Origin of the sequence: Klebsiella sp. V115_8, assembly GCF_029967715.1 — a bacterium.
Taxonomy (GTDB): domain Bacteria; phylum Pseudomonadota; class Gammaproteobacteria; order Enterobacterales; family Enterobacteriaceae; genus Klebsiella; species Klebsiella quasipneumoniae.
The window spans coordinates 36400-53452 of the sequence record NZ_JASCAR010000049.1 but is presented as its reverse complement, the minus strand read 5'-3'; the positions used below and the strand labels follow the sequence as shown (position 1 = coordinate 53452).

The 17053-nt window shown below is 58.4% G+C and carries 17 protein-coding genes and 1 tRNA gene; 10 read left to right on the top strand and 8 right to left on the bottom strand.

The features are described from left to right. Positions 1 to 139 precede the first annotated feature (139 nt). A tRNA-Gly gene (locus QLG03_RS24660) sits at positions 140 to 215 on the bottom strand. Between the two features lie 294 nt (positions 216 to 509). Between QLG03_RS24660 and QLG03_RS24655 the strand changes: the two genes are divergently transcribed. Then, entirely contained in the window at positions 510 to 1241 is a 732-nt protein-coding gene (locus QLG03_RS24655) for a transporter substrate-binding domain-containing protein (RefSeq protein ID WP_004206436.1), read from the top strand. 43 nt (positions 1242 to 1284) lie between these two features. Here the strand turns inward: QLG03_RS24655 and orn are convergent, their stop codons facing one another. Continuing rightward, positions 1285 to 1830 (bottom strand): oligoribonuclease, encoded by a 546-nt coding sequence (gene orn / locus QLG03_RS24650; RefSeq protein ID WP_004206435.1) that lies wholly within the window; start codon positions 1828 to 1830, stop codon positions 1285 to 1287. A gap of 94 nt (positions 1831 to 1924) precedes the next feature. Between orn and rsgA the strand changes: the two genes are divergently transcribed. From rsgA to mscM, 3 genes are all read left to right on the top strand, one after another. Then, positions 1925 to 2986, top strand: coding sequence for a small ribosomal subunit biogenesis GTPase RsgA (gene rsgA, locus QLG03_RS24645; protein ID WP_023291707.1), 1062 nt, complete (start codon positions 1925 to 1927; stop codon positions 2984 to 2986). A gap of 160 nt (positions 2987 to 3146) precedes the next feature. After that, positions 3147 to 4109: an archaetidylserine decarboxylase gene (gene asd / locus QLG03_RS24640; protein ID WP_178944917.1), complete on the top strand. Its 963-nt coding sequence runs from the start codon at positions 3147 to 3149 to the stop codon at positions 4107 to 4109. Positions 4110 to 4132: 23 nt separating this feature from the next. Then, a complete protein-coding gene (gene mscM, locus QLG03_RS24635; protein WP_017900929.1) occupies positions 4133 to 7462 on the top strand; it encodes a miniconductance mechanosensitive channel MscM in 3330 nt (1109 codons plus the stop codon). Between the two features lie 37 nt (positions 7463 to 7499). Here mscM and yjeM read toward each other — a convergent pair whose 3' ends face one another. Continuing rightward, entirely contained in the window at positions 7500 to 9002 is a 1503-nt protein-coding gene (gene yjeM / locus QLG03_RS24630; protein ID WP_072422326.1) for a glutamate/gamma-aminobutyrate family transporter YjeM, read from the bottom strand. 187 nt (positions 9003 to 9189) lie between these two features. After that, a complete protein-coding gene (gene epmA / locus QLG03_RS24625; RefSeq protein WP_004206428.1) occupies positions 9190 to 10167 on the bottom strand; it encodes an elongation factor P--(R)-beta-lysine ligase in 978 nt (325 codons plus the stop codon). A gap of 274 nt (positions 10168 to 10441) precedes the next feature. On the opposite strand from epmA, the gene frdA reads away from it, so the two are divergent. From frdA to QLG03_RS24600, 5 genes are all read left to right on the top strand, one after another. Continuing rightward, entirely contained in the window at positions 10442 to 12232 is a 1791-nt protein-coding gene (frdA, locus tag QLG03_RS24620; protein ID WP_032454622.1) for a fumarate reductase (quinol) flavoprotein subunit, read from the top strand. Beyond that, complete coding sequence (gene frdB / locus QLG03_RS24615) at positions 12225 to 12959, top strand: fumarate reductase iron-sulfur protein (protein WP_004177729.1); 735 nt, start codon at positions 12225 to 12227, stop codon at positions 12957 to 12959. The genes frdA and frdB overlap by 8 nt, the downstream gene beginning before the upstream one ends. Before the next feature lie 10 nt (positions 12960 to 12969). Beyond that, the gene (gene frdC, locus QLG03_RS24610) at positions 12970 to 13365 is read left to right on the top strand and encodes a fumarate reductase subunit FrdC (RefSeq protein ID WP_002885530.1); all 396 of its coding nucleotides are present in this window, start codon (positions 12970 to 12972) and stop codon (positions 13363 to 13365) included. Between the two features lie 10 nt (positions 13366 to 13375). Next, positions 13376 to 13735: a fumarate reductase subunit FrdD gene (frdD, locus tag QLG03_RS24605; RefSeq protein ID WP_002885526.1), complete on the top strand. Its 360-nt coding sequence runs from the start codon at positions 13376 to 13378 to the stop codon at positions 13733 to 13735. A gap of 113 nt (positions 13736 to 13848) precedes the next feature. Next, complete coding sequence (locus QLG03_RS24600; protein WP_023291704.1) at positions 13849 to 14382, top strand: lipocalin family protein; 534 nt, start codon at positions 13849 to 13851, stop codon at positions 14380 to 14382. Here the strand turns inward: QLG03_RS24600 and sugE are convergent. The 4 genes from sugE to efp form a co-directional block, all read right to left on the bottom strand. Next, a complete protein-coding gene (gene sugE / locus QLG03_RS24595; protein ID WP_004206425.1) occupies positions 14379 to 14696 on the bottom strand; it encodes a quaternary ammonium compound efflux SMR transporter SugE in 318 nt (105 codons plus the stop codon). The genes QLG03_RS24600 and sugE overlap by 4 nt on opposite strands. Positions 14697 to 14839: 143 nt before the next feature. Continuing rightward, positions 14840 to 14986, bottom strand: coding sequence for a lipoprotein toxin entericidin B (gene ecnB, locus QLG03_RS24590; RefSeq protein WP_004206423.1), 147 nt, complete (start codon positions 14984 to 14986; stop codon positions 14840 to 14842). A gap of 157 nt (positions 14987 to 15143) precedes the next feature. After that, a complete protein-coding gene (locus tag QLG03_RS24585) occupies positions 15144 to 15275 on the bottom strand; it encodes an entericidin A/B family lipoprotein (protein WP_004206422.1) in 132 nt (43 codons plus the stop codon). 73 nt (positions 15276 to 15348) lie between these two features. Further along, complete coding sequence (gene efp, locus QLG03_RS24580) at positions 15349 to 15915, bottom strand: elongation factor P (protein WP_004206421.1); 567 nt, start codon at positions 15913 to 15915, stop codon at positions 15349 to 15351. Positions 15916 to 15956: 41 nt separating this feature from the next. Between efp and epmB the strand changes: the two genes are divergently transcribed. After that, positions 15957 to 16985: an EF-P beta-lysylation protein EpmB gene (epmB, locus tag QLG03_RS24575; RefSeq protein WP_255989480.1), complete on the top strand. Its 1029-nt coding sequence runs from the start codon at positions 15957 to 15959 to the stop codon at positions 16983 to 16985. Positions 16986 to 17053: the final 68 nt, after the last annotated feature.

The window sequence follows — 17053 nt, the reverse complement described above, 5'->3', positions numbered from 1 at the left end:
CGGGAAACGAGACTCGAACTCGCGACCCCGACCTTGGCAAGGTCGTGCTCTACCAACTGAGCTATTCCCGCTTAATCTTTGGCTTTCGCCCCGCATCTGCGAGATGAAATCCTTTGATCAGGATGGTGCTTTCAAATTTTGGAGCGGGAAACGAGACTCGAACTCGCGACCCCGACCTTGGCAAGGTCGTGCTCTACCAACTGAGCTATTCCCGCGTTACTGCATTTTTTGCCATATTTTGATGGCGTCGTAATTTGCATTTCTGCGTCGTTACGGGAGGCGCATTATACGAGAATTCGATGCACCTGCAACCCCCTGTTCATCACTTTTTTGCGTTTTTTGTTTAAATGGATATTTTCTCGCCACCTACGCCGCTGAATTGTATAAATAAGCGTCATTTCGGGCAAAATCGCTTTTTCCGCCCGCCTGAATGACGCAAAATCGCTCGCATCATACAGCGGTGGCGCGACGTAAAACGAGGCCACCACGCCGCCAAACAGGGAATTAGCATGAGAAAAGTCCTCACCGTCCTGCTGCTGAGCACGCTGGCCATCGGAACCGCGTCAGCCGAGACGCTCCATTTTGGCACCAGCACGGCCAATCCGCCGTTTGTCACCGCCAACGGCAAAAATCAGCCTGTCGGCTTCGATATCGATCTTGCCCAGGCCCTGTGCCAGCAGATGCAGGCGCAGTGCCAGTTCACGGCGCAGCGTTTCGATACGCTGATCCCGGCTTTACGCTTCAAGAAATTTGACGCGGTGATTGCCGGCATGGAAGTGATCCCGATGCGTGAGAAGCAGGTCGCCTTCAGCCGTCCTTATCGCCAGGCGCTCTCCGGGGTGGTGATCGTCAACAAAGATGTCGCCCATACCTTTGCCGACCTGAAAGCCAAAAAAGTCGGCGTGGTGAAAGGCACACTGCATCAACACTATCTGCGTGATAAACAGAAAGCCGTACAGGCTGTTCCTTACGACGACGTCGCCAGCGCCCTGGCCGCGCTGAAGGCCGGGCAAATAACCGGCGTCATGGGCGACTTCGCCACCCTCGACGCCTGGCAGCAGGAGAACCCTGACTACGCCATCATGGATGAACGGGCCACCGACCCGGCTTATTACGGTAAGCAGTATGCGATTGCGGTGCGCAAAGACGATCCGGAGCTACTGAATGCGATCAACGATGCCCTGACCGCGGTCATGGCGACGCCTGACTTCCAGCAGATGCAGCAGAAGTGGTTTAAATAACGCAGAAAGGTGTACCGGGCCGCGCACAGGGCCCGGTCGCGGTTTACAGCTTAATGAAATGCTCGCGGTAGTAAGCCAGCTCGGCGACTGACTCGCGGATATCATCCATCGCCTGATGGGTACCCTGCTTTTTAAAGCCGTCGAGAATTTCCGGCTTCCAGCGACGCGCCAGCTCTTTCAGCGTGCTAACGTCCAGATAGCGATAGTGGAAATAGGCTTCCAGTTGCGGCATGTACTTAAACAGGAAGCGACGATCCTGGCCGATGCTGTTGCCGCAGATCGGCGACTTGCCCGCCGGCACCCACTGCTTAAGAAACTCAATGGTCGCCAGTTCGGCGTCGTGCTCGCTGACGGCGCTGGCCTTCACGCGATCCACCAGCCCGCTGCCGGTATGCGTCCGCACATTCCACTCGTCCATCAGCGCCAGCTGGGCATCCGATTGATGCACCGCGATGGTCGGCCCCTCGGCCAGAATGTTCAGGTTGGCATCGGTCACCAGGGTGGCGATTTCAATAATGCGATCGCGCTCCGGATCCAGCCCTGTCATCTCAAGATCGATCCAAATGAGGTTGTTTTCATTTGCACTCATGCTATTTTCCACCCTTCTTGCGTGACTATATTCATCTAAAATAGCGTGTATCATAGAGGTTTTGCCCCATCAGGGCGACCAGGAGCCAGTTCGATTGAGTAAAAATAAACTCTCCAAAGGCCAGCAGCGCCGCGTCAAAGCCAACCACCAGCGCCGTCTGAAAACCACTGCGGAGAAGGCCGACTACGATGACAACCTGTTTGGCGACACGTCGGAAGGCATTGTCATCAGTCGCTTTGGCATGCATGCCGACGTCGAATCCGCTGACGGCAGCGTGCATCGCTGCAATATCCGCCGGACGATCCGTTCGCTGGTCACCGGCGACCGCGTGGTCTGGCGGCCGGGTAAAGACGCCGCCGACGGCGTAAGCGTCAAAGGGATCGTCGAAGCGGTTCACGATCGCGCCTCCGTCCTGACGCGCCCGGATTTTTACGACGGCGTGAAGCCTATCGCCGCCAATATCGACCAGATCGTGGTGGTTTCCGCGATCCTGCCTGAGCTGTCGCTGAATATTATCGATCGCTATCTGGTGGCCTGCGAGGCGCAGGATATCGAGCCGTTAATCGTCCTGAACAAAATCGATCTGCTGGATGACGATGGCCTGCGCTTCGTCAATGAGCAAATGGACATCTACCGCAACATCGGTTACCGCGTACTGCTGGTCTCCAGCCGTACTCAGGACGGCCTCAAGCCGCTGGAAGCGGCCCTGACCGACCGCATCAGCATCTTCGCCGGGCAGTCCGGGGTGGGTAAATCAAGCCTGCTGAACGCCCTGCTGGGGCTGAATGAGGATCAGATCCTCACCAATGATGTCTCGGACGTTTCCGGCTTAGGCCAGCACACCACCACCGCGGCGCGCCTCTACCACTTCCCGCACGGTGGCGATGTGATTGATTCACCGGGGGTACGTGAGTTCGGCCTGTGGCATCTGGAAGCGGAACAAATCACCAACGGCTTTGTCGAATTCCATGATTATTTAGGTCGTTGCAAATATCGCGACTGTAAACACGATACCGATCCTGGCTGTGCGCTTCGCGAAGCGGTAGAGAGCGGCAAGATCGCCGAAAGCCGTTTCGAGAACTACCACCGCATCCTGGAAAGCATGGCGCAGGTACAGGTAAAAACGCGTAAAAACTTTTCCTCGACCGATGACTGACCATTAAGCTGAGCGTCACGTCAGGCGCTGCCGGGCAGCGGTGATGACGCGGCTTACGCGGATGCCATTTGGCGAGTTTTACGTATAGAATCGTCCCCTTTTTTCAGGTCCCCGCCCGCAGGCGGGGTCAGGAACGACATATCATGGCCTGGAGGCTACTTTGTTAAACGATCTTAAACTTTCACTGCAATACATTCTGCCTAAACTGTGGCTCACCCGCCTCGCAGGCTGGGGTGCGAGCAAACGCGCAGGTTGGCTGACGAAGCTGGTCATCGATCTGTTCGTGAAATACTACAAGGTCGATATGAAAGAGGCGCAGAAGCCGGATACCGCGGCCTATCGCACCTTCAACGATTTCTTTGTGCGCCCGCTGCGCGACGACGTTCGCCCGCTGAATACCGATCCTAACGTACTGGTGATGCCGGCCGACGGCGTGATCAGCCAGCTTGGTGCCATTGAGAACGATAAAATTCTGCAGGCCAAGGGCCACGACTACAGCCTGGAAGCCTTACTGGCCGGCAACTACCAGATGGCCGCCCTGTTCCGTAACGGCAGCTTCGCCACCACCTATCTGTCGCCGCGCGACTATCACCGCGTGCACATGCCGTGCAACGGTATCCTGCGCGAAATGATCTACGTTCCTGGCGACCTGTTCTCCGTTAACCATCTGACGGCGCAGAACGTGCCGAACCTGTTCGCCCGTAACGAGCGCGTCATCTGCCTGTTTGATACTGAGTTTGGCCCGATGGCGCAAATTCTGGTGGGCGCGACTATCGTCGGCAGCATCGAGACCGTGTGGTCCGGCACCGTAACCCCGCCGCGCGAAGGCATTATTAAACGCTGGACCTGGCCCGCTGGCGACAGCGAAGGCTCCGTCGCCCTGCTGAAAGGCCAGGAGATGGGCCGCTTCAAACTGGGCTCCACCGTGATCAACCTGTTTGCCCCGGGCCAGGTGAAGCTGGTCGACACGCTGCAAAGCCTGTCCGTGACTAAAATCGGCCAACCGCTGGCGACAACGGTGGAAGCAACCACCGCCGCTGAACCGGCGCCGTTACCGGAAGAAGAGATCCGCGCCGAACATCGCGCCAGCCCGCTGGTTGACGATAAACAAGACCAAGGTTAATTCTTCAGCAAAAGGGTTATGCCGTGCGCCTGATATACACTTTCCTGTTGGCCTTGAGCCTCAGTTTCGGGGCGTACGCTGCGACAGCCCCTGATGCTAAACAGATAACCCAGGAACTGGAACAGGCGAAGGCGGCAAAGCCCGCCCAGCCTGAAACCGTTGAAGTTCTGCAGTCCGCCCTGAACGCGCTTGAGGAGCGAAAATCGTCTCTCGAGCGCGCCCGTCAGTATCAGGACGTTATCGACAATTTCCCCAAACTGTTTCAAAGCCTGCGTGCCCAGCTCAACAATCTGAGCGAAGAGCCGCGCCAGGTGCCAGTCGGCCTGACCGCCGATGCGCTGAACCAGGAGATCCTCCAGGTCAGCAGCCAGCTGCTGGAGTCAAGCCGTCAGGCGCAGCAGGAGCAGGATCGCGCGCGTGAAATCGCCGACTCCCTGAACCAGCTGCCGCAGCAGCAAACCGACGCCCGGCGTCAGCTCAATGAGGTTGAGCGCCGCATCGGCACGCAAACCGGCAACAATGCTCTCGCCCAGGCGCAAAATCTTGCCCTGCAGGCGGAATCGGCGCGCCTGAAGGCGCTGGTGGATGAGCTCGACCTCGCCCAGCTTTCCGCCAATAACCGCCAGGAGCTGTCGCGCGCCCGTTCTGAACTGGCGCAAAAGCAGAGCGAGCAGCTGGATGCCTATCTGCAGGCGCTGCGTAATCTGCAGAACAGCCAGCGCCAGCGGGAGGCGGAAAAAGCGCTGGAGAGTACCGAACTGCTGGCGGAGAACAGTGAAAACCTGCCGCCGGACATCACCGCCCAGTTTAAAGTCAACCGCGAACTCTCCCAGGCGCTGAACCAGCAGGCGCAGCGTATGGATCTGGTGGCGTCCCAGCAGCGGCAGGCGACGAATCAAACGCTGCAGGTGCGCCAGGCGTTAAACACCCTGCGCGAGCAGTCGCAGTGGCTGGGCTCCTCTAATCTGCTGGGCGAAGCCCTGCGCGCCCAGGTGGCGCGGCTGCCGGAGCGCCCTCGCCCGCAGCAGCTGGATACGGAGATGGCGCAGCTGCGCGTGCAGCGTCTGCGCTTTGAGGATTTACTCAGTAAGCAGCCGCAGCTGCGGCAGATCCGCCAGGCCGACGGCGAACCGCTGACCAGCGAGCAGAACAAGATCCTGCAGGCGCAGCTACGCACGCAGAACGAGCTGCTGAACTCGCTGCTGCGCGGCGGCGATACCCTGATGCTGGAGCTCACCAAGCTGAAGGTCGCCAACGGCCAGCTGGAAGACGCGCTGAAGGAGATCAACGAAGCCACCCACCGCTATCTGTTCTGGACTTCGGACGTCAGCCCCATCGGCTTCTCCTGGCCGCTGGAGATCGTCCAGGATCTGCGGCGCCTGATCTCCCTGGATACCATCAGCGAGCTGGGTAAAGCCAGCGCGATGATGCTCACCAGCAAAGAGACCCTGCTACCGCTGTTTGCCGCCCTGCTGCTGGTTGGCTTCAGCATCAGCTCGCGGCGCCATTTCACCCGCTTCCTTGAGCGCTCCAGCGCTCGGGTGGGGAAAGTCACCCAGGATCACTTCTGGCTGACGCTGCGCACGGTCTTCTGGTCGATACTGGTAGCTTCGCCGCTGCCGGTGCTGTGGATGACGCTCGGCTATGGTCTGCAGTCCGCCTGGCCCTTCCCGCTGGCGGTGGCGATTGGCGATGGGGTCACCGCGACGGTGCCTCTGCTGTGGGTGGTGATGATCTGCGCCACCTTCGCCCGGCCAAACGGGCTGTTTATCGCCCACTTCGGCTGGCCGCGTAACCGCGTGGCGAAAGCGATGCGCTACTACCTGATGAGCATCGGACTAATTGTGCCGCTGATAATGGCGCTGATCATGTTCGATAATCTTAACGACCGCGAGTTCTCCGCCTCGCTGGGCCGCCTGTGCTTCCTGCTGATCTGCGGCGCGCTGGCGGTGGTCACCCTCAGCCTTAAGCATGCCGGTATCCCGCTCTACCTGGATAAAGAGGGGAATGGCGACAACATGGTGAACCGCCTGCTGTGGAACCTGATGCTTGGCGCCCCGCTGGTGGCCATGCTGGCGGCCGCCGTCGGCTACCTCGCCACCGCTCAGGCGCTGCTGGCGCGTCTGGAAACCTCCGTCGCCATCTGGTTCCTGCTGCTGGTGGTCTATCACATTATCCGCCGCTGGATGCTGATCCAGCGGCGCCGACTGGCCTTCGACCGGGCCCGCCATCGTCGCGCGGAAATTCTCGCCCAGCGCGCCCGCGGCGAAGATGAGCCTGTTCACGTCAGCAGCCCGGAAGGGTCGGTGGAGACGGAGGTCAGCGAGGTCGATCTCGATGCCATCAGTACCCAGTCGCTGCGTCTCGTGCGCTCTCTGCTGATGCTGATCGCGCTGCTGTCAGTCATCGTGCTGTGGTCGGAAATTCACTCGGCGTTTGGCTTCCTCGAGAATATCTCGCTGTGGGACGTCACCTCGACGGTGCAGGGGGTGGAAAGCCTCGAGCCCATCACCCTTGGCGCGGTGCTGATTGCCATTCTGGTGCTGATCATCACCACTCAGCTGGTGCGCAACCTGCCGGCGCTGCTGGAGCTGGCGATCCTCCAGCACCTCGATTTAACGCCCGGCACCGGCTACGCCATCACCACCATCACCAAGTATTTGCTGATGCTGATCGGTGGGCTGGTGGGCTTCTCGATGATCGGCATTGAGTGGTCGAAGCTGCAGTGGCTGGTCGCCGCACTGGGTGTGGGTCTCGGGTTTGGCCTGCAGGAGATCTTCGCTAACTTTATCTCCGGCCTGATTATCCTGTTTGAAAAGCCGATCCGCATCGGCGATACGGTCACCATCCGCGACCTGACGGGCAGCGTCACCCGCATCAATACCCGCGCCACCACCATCAGCGACTGGGACCGGAAAGAGATTATCGTGCCGAACAAGGCGTTCATCACCGAACAGTTTATCAACTGGTCGCTGTCGGACTCGGTCACCCGCGTGGTGTTGACGGTGCCGGCTCCGGTGGACGCCGATACCGAAGAGGTGACCAAGATCCTCATCGCCGCGGCGCATCGCTGTTCGCTGGTCATCGATACCCCGGCGCCGGAGGCGTTTCTCGTCGACCTGCAGCAGGGGATCCAGATTTTCGAGCTGCGTATTTTTGCCGCCGAGATGGGGCACCGCATGCCGCTACGCCATGAGATGCATCAGCTGATCCTGGCGGGCTTCCGCGAGCATGGCATTGATATGCCGTTCCCTCCGTTCCAGATGCGGCTGGAAAGTATCGACGGCAGGCAAAGCAGTAAAACCATGACCTCGGCCGGGAAAACCAGCCGACGTACGGCTGGCAGCCTGTAGGCCATACCCTGCCCGGCGCCGCCGCCGGGCAGGCTTTCTAGCTCTCCATTACCAGCACACCGGACGCCAGGCGCCGACGGTAGCTTTCGTAAATGGCCAACGCCAGCAGCGAGAAGAAGATCGGCCCACCGACCATCCACAGCGTGCTGTTCCAGTCCCCGCTGTCGATGACCGGCTGAATAATGGTGAAGATATTGGCGAAGGTCACCACCAGTAGCACCACGCCGGTCGCCAGCAGCGTCGACTGGCGGTTTTTGAAAATCACGAACGGCCGATCGAGATGCGCTTTTGACTTGAAGAACGGGAAGGCGATGGTCAGGAACAGGTAAGGCAAAGTCATGGAGACATTGGCCATCAGCGTCAGCTTGTTATAAAACGCGGAAGCGCTGTCCCCACCGAACGACACCATGATAATAAACACCCCGACCAGCAAACACTGCAGCCACATCGCCGCGGCGGGCATACCATTAACGTTGAGACGGGTCATCACCGATGGCCAGAGCGCTTTTGGCGTGCCCTGGATAATCGCTTTCAGCGGCGAATAGCTGAGAGTGAAAAACGCGCCGGTATAGGCGAGAAACATCGACAGCCCGGTAATACGGGCGAACCAGATCCCGGTCAGGGCTGCCGCCTCTGGCGTCATGTGCAGAGCCTGGCCGAGCGTGTTCCCGAGGCTGGTCATCAGCACATAGGTGATGTTGCCGAGGTTGGTTGAACGCGCACCGAGCACCTGCTGCCAGTTAGCGCTCACGCCCCAAAGCACAATCGCCAGCGAATAACCAACCGAGATTACGATCGCCGCGATAATAATCCCTTTGGCAAAGTTCTTTTCCGGTTTATCGGTTTTATCCACTAAGCCGCCGACTGCCTCAATTCCGCCATAGGCGAAGATGGCAAATACCACAAATGACAGCATTGCCATACCCGACTGATAGCCCGGATTAGGCGAAAGGGCGAAGTTTAACGGTTGGGCGAAATGGCCGCCGTTGAGCAGCAGGATCGCCCCGCTCACCAGCAGCAGCACCAGATTAAGCCCCATCACCGCGATACCGCCGACGGCGGTGATCCTGGCGATTTTATTGATCCCTTTGACGGCAATAAAGGTCACGACGACCATCCAGCAGGCCGCCAGAATGCCCACCGTCTGCGTCGGGGTCAGGCTACCCAGCGCCCAGCTTTGGGTTTTGTCGGCGCCAAACAAAAAGGTAGATAGCGGCACCCAGATCTTAGCCGCGGTACTCACCATCCAGACGATGTACGACGCAAACCACATAAAGGTGCCGATAAACGCAAAGCGCGGCCCGACGCTGTGGTTCATCCAGGAGTAAATGCCGCCCTCTTCCCGACGAAAGGCTGAGCCCATCTCCGCCATCATCAGCGCAAACGGAATGAAGAAAAAGAGTGCGGAAAAAAGATAAAACGGCATAGCGCTGTAGCCCATCAGATAAAACGCCGACGGGCTGTTGGCAAAGCCAAACACCGAGGTGAAGATCATCAGAATCAGCCCAATCAGGCTCATCTTCTTGAGTTGTTGATGCATAAACCTATCCAAACGTGAGCATCGCCCGACGGGCAACGCCTGGTCTCATAAAAAGAGCGCGGATAGTAGCAAAAGCACGGAGAGAGATTGTGGGTATTCGGGCGAATGTCGGGATACCGTGCGAGGGATAGGTCAGGAGAGGCCTGTCACCTCCCTCGCCCGCAGGCGGCGGGAGGTGACAGCGCCATCAGGCGCGGTCGACCGTAAAGGCGATCACTTCGCCGATGCTTTCAGCGCCCAGCGCCAGCATCACCACGCGATCAACGCCCAATGCCACGCCGGAGCAGTCCGGCAGACCTGCCTCCAGCGCCGCCAGCAGGTTGTTATCGATGGGCTGCTGCGGGAGGCCGCGCGCGGCCCGCTTGCGGTTGTCCTGCTCAAAGCGCAGGCGCTGCTCATGGGCGTCGGTCAGCTCGTGGAAACCATTCGCCAGCTCAATACCTTTGTAATAGACCTCGAAGCGCTCAGCGACCCGATGATCTTCCGGGCTGATCTGCGCTAAAGAGGCCTGAGTCGCCGGGAAATGATAAATGAACGTCGGCCGATCTTTGCCGATGTGCGGCTCCACGCCCATGGTGAACAGCAGTTGCAGCAGCGTGTCGCGATCTTCTTCAGTATCGGCGATATTGCTCAGATCCAGCTTCGCCGCGACTTCGCGCAGCTGCGCTTTATCGGCAGAGAGCGGGTCAATATCCAGATGACGCTGGAACGCCTGCTGATAGGAGAGGCTTTCCGCCGGCTGGCACTCCAGCACCTGCTGCAGCAGATCGTCCACCTCGTTGATCAGACGATACATGTCATAGCACGGACGATACCACTCCAGCATGGTGAATTCCGGATTGTGATGCCGCCCCATCTCTTCATTACGGAAGCTGCGGCACAGCTGGAAAACCGGGCCGCAGCCCGCCGCCAGCAGGCGCTTCATATGGTATTCCGGACTGGTCATCAGGTACAGATTGAGTCCCTGTGAGTGGCCCGGGCCGACGAAACGGGTTTCAAACGGGAACAAATGGATATCCGTTACCGTCGCCTGACTCATGCAAGGCGTCTCCACCTCCAGCACGCCGCGATCGGTAAAGAACCGGCGGATTTCCGCCATCACCGCCGCGCGTTTCAACAGATTGGGAATGGGTGCGCTCGGCTGCCAGGTTGCCGTCTCGCTCATGGTACTTTCTCCGATTGCAAACAAGGGCACGAAGTCTACTCGCAACCGGCGAGTGAAACAAATTTTGTGCAATCCCCGGCAGATTACATGCCATTAATCTATCGTTAACCTAAATGCATAAATATCACTGATAAATAACCGCACATATCGATAAAAAAATCGAACACGTCAATTTTCCATACTGACCCTACGGCTATACTCCTGTACCTATAAAGGAGCAGTGATACTTTTTCGCCAGCCCGGCGGCGAAATACACTAAAACTGGAGGAATGTCGTGCACACTTTTCAAGCCGATCTCGCCGTAATTGGCGCCGGCGGGGCAGGCCTTCGCGCCGCTATCGCCGCCGCCCAGGCCAACCCCAATGCCAAAATCGCCCTGATTTCTAAAGTCTATCCGATGCGCAGCCATACGGTCGCTGCAGAAGGGGGGTCCGCAGCCGTTGCCCAGGATCACGATAGCTTTGAGTACCATTTTCACGACACCGTCGCCGGAGGCGACTGGCTGTGCGAGCAGGATGTCGTCGACTATTTCGTTCACCACTGCCCGACGGAAATGACCCAGCTGGAACAGTGGGGATGCCCGTGGAGCCGCCGCCCTGACGGCAGCGTTAACGTCCGGCGCTTCGGTGGCATGAAGATCGAACGTACCTGGTTTGCCGCCGATAAAACCGGCTTCCACATGCTGCATACCCTCTTCCAGACCTCCCTTCAGTTTCCCCAAATTCAACGCTTTGATGAACATTTCGTCCTTGATCTGCTGGTCGATGACGGCCAGGCCCGCGGCCTGGTGGCGATGAATATGATGGAAGGCACGCTGGTGCAGATCCGCGCCAACGCGGTGGTGCTGGCCACCGGCGGCGCCGGACGCGTCTATCGCTACAACACCAACGGCGGCATCGTTACCGGTGACGGGATGGGGATGGCGCTGGGCCACGGCGTGCCGCTGCGCGATATGGAATTCGTGCAGTATCACCCGACCGGTCTGCCGGGCTCCGGGATCCTGATGACCGAAGGCTGCCGTGGTGAAGGCGGGATTCTGGTCAACAAAAACGGCTATCGCTATCTGCAGGATTACGGCATGGGCCCGGAAACCCCGCTCGGCGAACCGAAGAACAAATATATGGAGCTGGGCCCACGCGACAAAGTGTCCCAGGCCTTCTGGCACGAATGGCGGAAAGGGAACACCATTCCCACGCCGCGCGGCGACGTGGTCTACCTCGATCTGCGCCACCTCGGCGAGAAAAAGCTGCTGGAGCGCCTGCCGTTTATCTGTGAGCTGGCGAAAGCCTACGTCGGCGTCGACCCGGTGAAAGAACCGATTCCGGTACGCCCGACCGCGCACTACACCATGGGCGGCATCGAAACCGATCAACAGTGCGAAACCCGCATCAAAGGGCTGTTTGCCGTGGGCGAATGCTCGTCCGTTGGTCTGCACGGCGCCAACCGCCTGGGCTCCAACTCGCTGGCCGAGCTGGTGGTCTTCGGCCGCCTGGCCGGGGAACAGGCCATGCAGCGCGCCGCGCAAGCGGGCGAGACGAACGGTTCCGCCCTCGATGCGCAGGCTGCCGATGTGGAGCGTCGTCTGAAAGATCTCGTCAACCAGGAGGGTAACGAAAACTGGGCGAAAATCCGCGACGAAATGGGGCTCTCGATGGAGGAAGGCTGCGGCATCTACCGGACGCCAGAGCTGATGCAGAAAACTATCGACAAGCTGGCTGAGCTGCAGGAGCGCTTTAAGCGCGTGCGCATTACCGACAACTCCAGCGTATTCAACACCGATCTGCTTTACACCATTGAGCTGGGACACGGTTTAAACGTTGCCGAATGTATGGCGCACTCGGCCATCGCCCGTAAAGAATCGCGCGGTGCGCACCAGCGTCTGGATGAAGGCTGTACCGAACGCGACGACGTCAACTTCCTCAAACATACGCTCGCCTTCCGCGAGGCTGATGGCACCACCCGCCTGGAATATGGCGATGTGAAGATCACCACGCTGCCGCCGGCGAAACGTGTTTATGGCGCTGAGGCGGAAGCGGCTGAGAAGAAGGAGACCACCCATGGCTGAGATGAAAAACCTGAAAGTCGAAGTGGTGCGTTACAACCCGGAGGTCGACACGGCACCGCACAGCGCGTTCTATGACGTGCCTTACGATGAGCAGACCTCGCTGCTGGACGCGCTGGGCTACATTAAAGACAACCTGGCGCCCGATCTGAGCTACCGCTGGTCCTGCCGGATGGCGATCTGCGGCTCCTGCGGCATGATGGTCAATAAGGTACCGAAGCTGGCCTGTAAAACCTTCCTGCGGGATTACACCAAAGGCATCAAGGTTGAGGCGCTGGCCAACTTCCCGATCGAGCGCGATCTGGTGGTGGATATGACCCACTTTATCGAAAGTCTGGAGGCCATTAAGCCGTATATCATCGGCAATAACCGCACCCCGGACCAGGGACCAAACAAGCAGACGCCGGCCCAGATGGCCAAATACCATCAATTCTCCGGCTGTATCAACTGCGGACTGTGCTATGCCGCCTGTCCGCAGTTCGGCCTGAATCCGGAGTTTATCGGCCCGGCGGCGATCACCCTCGCCCACCGCTATAACGAAGACAGCCGCGACCACGGCAAAAAGGAACGCATGGCGCAGCTTAACGGCCAGAACGGCGTCTGGACCTGTACTTTCGTGGGCTACTGCTCGGAAGTGTGTCCGAAGCACGTCGACCCGGCGGCCGCGATCCAGCAGGGCAAGGTGGAAAGTTCGAAAGACTTTCTTATCGCCACCCTGAAACCACGCTAAGGAGTGCATTATGACGACGAAACGCAAACCCTACGTGCGGCCGATGACCTCCACCTGGTGGAAAAAGCTGCCGTTTTATCGCTTCTACATGGTGCGGGAAGGCACGGCGGTACCGACGGTCTGGTTTAGCATTGTGCTGATTTACGGGCTGTTTGCCCTCAAGCACGGCGCCGAAAGCTGGGCGGGATATATCGGATTCCTGCAAAATCCAGTGGTGGTGATCCTCAATCTGATCACCCTGGCGGCGGCGCTGCTGCACACCAAAACCTGGTTCGAGCTGGCGCCGAAAGCCGCCAACGTCATCATCAAAGGCGAAAAAATGGGGCCAGAGCCGGTGATTAAAGGTCTCTGGGTGGTGACGGCGGTGGTCACCGTGGTGATCCTGTTTGTCGCCCTGTTCTGGTAAGGAGGCTGAGATGATTAATCCCAATCCGAAACGTTCCGATGAACCCGTTTTCTGGGGGCTGTTTGGCGCTGGCGGCATGTGGGGCGCGATTGTCGCGCCGGTGATGGTGCTGCTGGTGGGCATTTTGCTGCCGCTGGGGCTCGCCCCGGCCGACGCCTTCAGCTATGAGCGCGTGCTGGCCTTTGCCCAAAGCTTTATCGGCCGCGCGTTCATCTTTCTGATGATTGTCCTGCCGCTGTGGTGTGGGCTGCATCGTATTCACCACGCCATGCACGACCTGAAAATCCATGTGCCAAACGGCAAATGGGTCTTCTACGGTCTGGCGGCGATCCTCAGCGTCATTACTCTCGTTGGCGTACTGTTTATCTGATCCTGCAAGAGCCCGGCAGCAATTCTGCTACCGGGCTCGCTTCATAGAAAAATCTTGCCGCCTTTGCCCTGCCGGACTCTACACTTAGCTTAAAAGCCAGCAAGGAGCATACCATGCGTATCCTGCCGATAATCACCGCGGTCGCCGTCTCGTTCCTGTCTGTCGCCTGCAGCACCCCTGCCCCGCCGCCGGGCGTAACCGTGGTCACCCCCTTCGACGTTCAGCGCTATCTGGGTACCTGGTACGAAATCGCCCGCTTCGACCATCCTTTTGAAAGCGGACTTGAAAAGGTCACGATCGCCTGGCAGCCGCGCGATGACGGCGGTCTGGACGTGGTCAATAAAGGCTATAACCCCGACCGCGACATGTGGCAGAAAACGGAAGGGGTGGCGTATTTTACCGGCGAACCCAGCCGAGCCGCGCTGAAGATCTCCTTCTTCGGCCCCTTCTATGGCAGCTATAACGTCATTGCTCTGGATAAGGAGTATCGGTACGCGCTGGTCTGCGGCCCCGACCGCGACTATCTCTGGCTACTGGCGCGAGCCCCCACCATCGCCCCGGAAGTCAGGCAGCAGATGCTGGATATTGCCACCCGGCAGGGTTTTGATATCAGCAAACTGGTCTGGGTCAATCAGCGCTACAACTAGTGCGCGCTGATCTTCAGGCCAATGATGCCGACCACGATGCAGACAAGACTGGCGATACGCATAGCGCTGGCGGATTCACCTAACAGTACGATACCGGTCACAGCGGCGCCCACGGCGCCGATCCCCGTCCAGACGGCGTAAGCGGTACCCACCGGCAGGGTTTTCATCGCCCATGAAAGCAGCGCCATGCTGACGACCATCGCGACGATGGTGATGACGCTGGGAACCAGGCGGCTAAAGCCATGGGTATATTTCAGGCCGACGGCCCACACCACTTCCAGCAGGCCAGCGATAAATAAGACTATCCAGGACATAAGGCTCCTTTGCTGGGGCCGTCCCCGGATGAGAAACGCTTACGGGTCGTCCCGTAAGGTGGATGAAAAGTCGTAGTGAGTATATCCAACAGGATGGGGGAAGTGAAGAACGGTACGGCGCAAAACCGTACCGTCGAAGGCTGTTATTGCTGAGCTTTGGTTGCTGCGCCAGAGATTGCGCTGCCGCCCTCTGAAATATCCTGACCCACACCGCGCGTGGTGTTACAAGCGGTCAGTGCTGAAGAGAGGACCAAAACCGTAAAGAACGCTGCAATCGTTTTTTTCACCATAATGTCATCCTTAGTGTCAGTTTTGTTTTCATGCCCTATAAGCATAGACAAACCGTCCACAGATGAAGGGATCTTTGCGTTTTTTAAGAGAAAAGGAGTATTCGTGGAGGAAGCAGGCGCACCGCAAGGCGATCGCGGCAGGCGAAACGGAAGGAAGTCAGCTTACAGCGCGAGAGATGGCGTGACCCAGGCCCTGAATATCTTCACCGAAACCGCGGGCGGTATTGCAGCCAGACAGCAGTGCGCTGCTCAGAAACAGTAACGCCAGGAGTTTTACGCTGCGCTTCATGTGTCGTGCTCGTCGTGCCAGTACAGAAAGAGCGGCGCAGCACAGAGGCTGCGCCAGTCATCATGACGTGAAATTACTTCACGCGGGATACGTATTCGCCAGAGCGAGTATCCACTTTAATCACTTCGCCAATCTGAACGAACAGCGGCACTTTAACCACAGCGCCAGTAGACAGGGTCGCTGGTTTACCACCGGTACCCGCGGTGTCGCCTTTCAGACCTGGGTCGGTTTCAACGATTTCCAGCTCAACGAAGTTCGGCGGGGTGACCGCGATCGGCTGGCCGTTCCACAGGGTCACGATGCACTCAGCCTGATCCAGCAGCCATTTGGCATTGTCACCGATCGCTTTCGCGTCAGCAGACAGCTGTTCGAAGGTTTCGTTGTTCATGAAGTGCCAGAACTCACCGTCGTTATACAGGTAAGTCAGGTTCATATCGACAACGTCCGCGCCTTCTGCAGAATCAGTAGATTTGAAGGTTTTCTCAACGCGGGTGCCGGTCAGCAGACGGCGCAGCTTAACGCGCGCAAACGCCTGGCCTTTACCTGGTTTAACGAATTCGCTGGCTTCTACCGCATAAGGTTCGCCATCTAACATGATTTTAAGACCAGCACGAAAATCGTTGCTATAGTAAGTCGCCATAAGGCCCTCTGAAATTGTTTAACTGGTAGCTAAGCCACAAAATGGCGCATATTGTAACCCTAAATACCCCATCCAGAGAAGATTGGATAACGCAACTTGCCAATGTTGTGACCAGTCCTGATGAACTGCTGCGTCTTTTAAATGTAGACGCTGATGAAAAACTGCTCGCCGGACGTGAGGCCAGACGCCTGTTCCCGCTGCGCGTCCCGCGCGCGTTTATTGCCAGAATGGAGAAAGGCAACCCTGACGATCCGCTGCTTCGTCAGGTACTTACCGCCGAAGAGGAGTTTATCGTCGCCCCCGGCTACTCCACCGATCCGCTGGAAGAACAGCACAGCGTCGTGCCCGGCCTGTTGCACAAATATCGCAACCGGGCCCTGCTGTTGGTGAAAGGCGGTTGCGCGGTCAATTGCCGTTACTGCTTCCGCCGCCACTTCCCTTATGCCGAAAATCAGGGCACCAGGCGCAACTGGCAGACGGCAATGAATTATATCGCTGAGCATCCGCAGCTTGATGAAATCATCTTCTCCGGCGGCGACCCGTTGATGGCGAAGGACCATGAGCTTGACTGGCTAATGACCCAGCTGGAAGCCATTCCGCACGTTAAGCGTCTGCGTATTCACAGCCGCTTGCCGATCGTGATCCCGGCGCGCATCACCGAGATGCTGGCCAGCCGCTTCCACCGTTCGTCGCTGCAGGTGATCTTGGTTAACCACGTCAACCACGCTAATGAAATTGACGGCGAGTTTCGCGCGGCGATGGCCATGCTGCGTCAGGCGGGCGTCACGCTGCTTAACCAGAGCGTGCTGCTGCGCGGGGTGAACGATAACGCGCAAGCCCTGGCCGATCTCAGCAATGCGCTGTTCAATGCCGGGGTAATGCCCTACTACCTGCACGTGCTGGACCGGGTACAAGGGGCGGCACACTTTATGGTCAGCGATGATGAAGCCCGTGAAATCATGCGTGAACTATTGACCCTTATCTCCGGCTATATGGTGCCGAAGCTGGCGCGAGAGATCGGCGGCGAACTCAGCAAGACGCCGCTGGATTTAGGACTGAAGCAGCGTTAGCTCCCCTCCCTTGTCTGCCAGGTCGTGCTGGCAGACATCTTAATATGAATACACCGCCAGGTTGGGAC

Coding starts and splice junctions, on each gene's coding strand:
- epmB (WP_255989480.1), top strand. CDS start 15,957: ATGGCGCATATTGTAACCCTAAATACCCCATCCAGAGAAGATTGGATA.
- QLG03_RS24655 (WP_004206436.1), top strand. CDS start 510: ATGAGAAAAGTCCTCACCGTCCTGCTGCTGAGCACGCTGGCCATCGGA.
- frdC (WP_002885530.1), top strand. CDS start 12,970: ATGACGACGAAACGCAAACCCTACGTGCGGCCGATGACCTCCACCTGG.
- efp (WP_004206421.1), bottom strand. CDS start 15,915: ATGGCGACTTACTATAGCAACGATTTTCGTGCTGGTCTTAAAATCATG.
- QLG03_RS24585 (WP_004206422.1), bottom strand. CDS start 15,275: ATGAAGCGCAGCGTAAAACTCCTGGCGTTACTGTTTCTGAGCAGCGCA.
- ecnB (WP_004206423.1), bottom strand. CDS start 14,986: ATGGTGAAAAAAACGATTGCAGCGTTCTTTACGGTTTTGGTCCTCTCT.
- sugE (WP_004206425.1), bottom strand. CDS start 14,696: ATGTCCTGGATAGTCTTATTTATCGCTGGCCTGCTGGAAGTGGTGTGG.
- QLG03_RS24600 (WP_023291704.1), top strand. CDS start 13,849: ATGCGTATCCTGCCGATAATCACCGCGGTCGCCGTCTCGTTCCTGTCT.
- orn (WP_004206435.1), bottom strand. CDS start 1,830: ATGAGTGCAAATGAAAACAACCTCATTTGGATCGATCTTGAGATGACA.
- frdD (WP_002885526.1), top strand. CDS start 13,376: ATGATTAATCCCAATCCGAAACGTTCCGATGAACCCGTTTTCTGGGGG.
- frdB (WP_004177729.1), top strand. CDS start 12,225: ATGGCTGAGATGAAAAACCTGAAAGTCGAAGTGGTGCGTTACAACCCG.
- epmA (WP_004206428.1), bottom strand. CDS start 10,167: ATGAGCGAGACGGCAACCTGGCAGCCGAGCGCACCCATTCCCAATCTG.
- yjeM (WP_072422326.1), bottom strand. CDS start 9,002: ATGCATCAACAACTCAAGAAGATGAGCCTGATTGGGCTGATTCTGATG.